This is a genomic window from Mesorhizobium sp. M2A.F.Ca.ET.067.02.1.1 (assembly GCF_004023285.1).
Taxonomy (GTDB): domain Bacteria; phylum Pseudomonadota; class Alphaproteobacteria; order Rhizobiales; family Rhizobiaceae; genus Mesorhizobium.
In genome coordinates this window covers 1-1,648 of sequence record NZ_RZSB01001038.1, presented here as the reverse complement: position 1 = coordinate 1,648, position 1,648 = coordinate 1, and the positions used below count along the sequence as shown (strand labels likewise).

The window sequence follows — 1,648 nt, the reverse complement described above, 5'->3', positions numbered from 1 at the left end:
GCATGGTGTTCGGCTTTTTCCCGGCGCTGCGCGGCGCCCGCCTCGATCCGATCGACGCGCTGCGGCACGAATAGCACCCGGCATCGCTCGGCTCTGTTGCCGCAAATCCTGCGGTGATAAAGCGGTCTCCTGGGAAACCTTGAAGGGGACGGACGAAATGAGCAGGAAGGCGCGTGTGATCCTCGTGGCAATTGTCGTCGAGGCGTTCCTGGGCGGCATCTGGTGGTATCTGGCCCGCTTCGGTCTGGCCAATCCCGACCGCGTCGCGCCCAATTTCCAGGAAGTCGTCGGCCAGACAACGGGCATGGCGATGGGCGCGCTCCTCGGCCTCTGCTTCATCCTGTTCTTCGTCGCGGCGCGTAATGACCGCAAGGCATTGCCGCAGAAGGAGCGGCTCTGAGCGCCGCGAGAGAATGGAGTCGCGGACTGCCTGTCAAAACGGCAGCCGCGCGTTCTCCTTGACCTCCTTCATCACAAAGAAGGTCCTGGTTTGCCGGACGCCCGGCAACGCGATCAGCTTCTGGCCGTGCAGCTTGTTGAAATCCGCCATGTCGCGCACCCGTATCTTCAACAGATAGTCGAAGTCGCCGGCCACGAGATTACAATCCAGGACCTCCTTGAGCTTGAGGGCGGCCTCCTCGAAAGCGGCGAAACTTTCCGGTGTCGAGCGATCGAGCACGACGCCGACCATGACCAGCGCGCCGAGCCCGACCGCGGCGGGCGCGATCTCCGCCCTGACTCCGGTGATGTAGCCCTCCTCGAACAGGCGTTGCGTGCGCCGATGGCAGGTGGCGGCGCTGACATTCACGCGCGCTGCCAGCTCGGCATTGGTCAGCCGCCCCTCGGCCTGCAGGACTCGCAGGATTTTGATGTCGATGCGGTCGAAAATATGATCGGAAGATTCTTCCATTTTTATCGGTTCCAATGGACGATTAAATGAACCTTAGCGCACTTCTTTGCGGAAGCCCAAAAAGCAGCGGCCCTCTTCGAGAGCACCTTTCGCCGCAATTCGTCTATTCTTTGCCTATCCAAACGAACACTGCGGGAGGCAGGTCGATGTCACTTCTCGAAAAATTTCAACGGTATCCACTGACCTTCGGCCCGACGCCGATCGAGCATCTGCCGCGTCTCAGCGCGGCGCTTGGCGGCAAGGTGCGGGTCTATGCAAAGCGTGATGACTGCAATTCCGGGCTGGCCATGGGAGGCAACAAATTGCGCAAGCTCGAATATATCGTGCCCGATGCGATCGCGTCGGGCGCCGACACGCTGGTGTCGATCGGCGGCGTGCAGTCGAACCACACGCGCATGGTCGCCGCGACGGCCGCCAAGATCGGTATGAAATGCGTGGTCATCCAGGAGAAATGGGTGCCGCACTACGATGCGGTCTACGACCGGGTCGGCAATATCCTGCTGACGCGCCTGATGGGAGCCGACAGCCGGCTCGTCGACGATGGTTTCGACATCGGCATCCGCAAGAGCTGGCAGGATGCGATCCAGTCAGTCAAGGATGCAGGCGGCAAGCCCTACCCCGTTCCTGCCGGCGCCTCGGTGCACAAGTTCGGCGGTCTGGGCTATGTCGGCTTCGCCGAGGAGGTGGCGAAACAGGAAGTCGAGCTCGGTTTCAAATTCGACTACATCATCGTCCGCG

At 61.4% G+C, this 1,648-nt stretch carries 3 protein-coding genes; 2 read left to right on the top strand and 1 reads right to left on the bottom strand.

Going from position 1 to position 1,648, the window contains the following annotated elements; all coding sequences use genetic code 11:
* The first annotated feature begins 157 nt into the window (after positions 1 to 157).
* The gene (locus tag EOA28_RS35150; protein ID WP_127253409.1) at positions 158 to 400 is read left to right on the top strand and encodes a hypothetical protein; all 243 of its coding nucleotides are present in this window, start codon (positions 158 to 160) and stop codon (positions 398 to 400) included.
* Between the two features lie 33 nt (positions 401 to 433).
* On the opposite strand, the gene EOA28_RS35145 is transcribed toward EOA28_RS35150, so the two are convergent.
* Positions 434 to 910 (bottom strand): Lrp/AsnC ligand binding domain-containing protein, encoded by a 477-nt coding sequence (locus tag EOA28_RS35145; protein WP_127253410.1) that lies wholly within the window; start codon positions 908 to 910, stop codon positions 434 to 436.
* 146 nt (positions 911 to 1,056) lie between these two features.
* On the opposite strand from EOA28_RS35145, the gene EOA28_RS35140 reads away from it, so the two are divergent.
* On the top strand, positions 1,057 to 1,648 hold a 592-nt coding region (locus EOA28_RS35140; protein WP_128315819.1), incomplete at its 3' end, for a pyridoxal-phosphate dependent enzyme.

Coding starts and splice junctions, on each gene's coding strand:
- EOA28_RS35145 (WP_127253410.1), bottom strand. CDS start 910: ATGGAAGAATCTTCCGATCATATTTTCGACCGCATCGACATCAAAATC.
- EOA28_RS35150 (WP_127253409.1), top strand. CDS start 158: ATGAGCAGGAAGGCGCGTGTGATCCTCGTGGCAATTGTCGTCGAGGCG.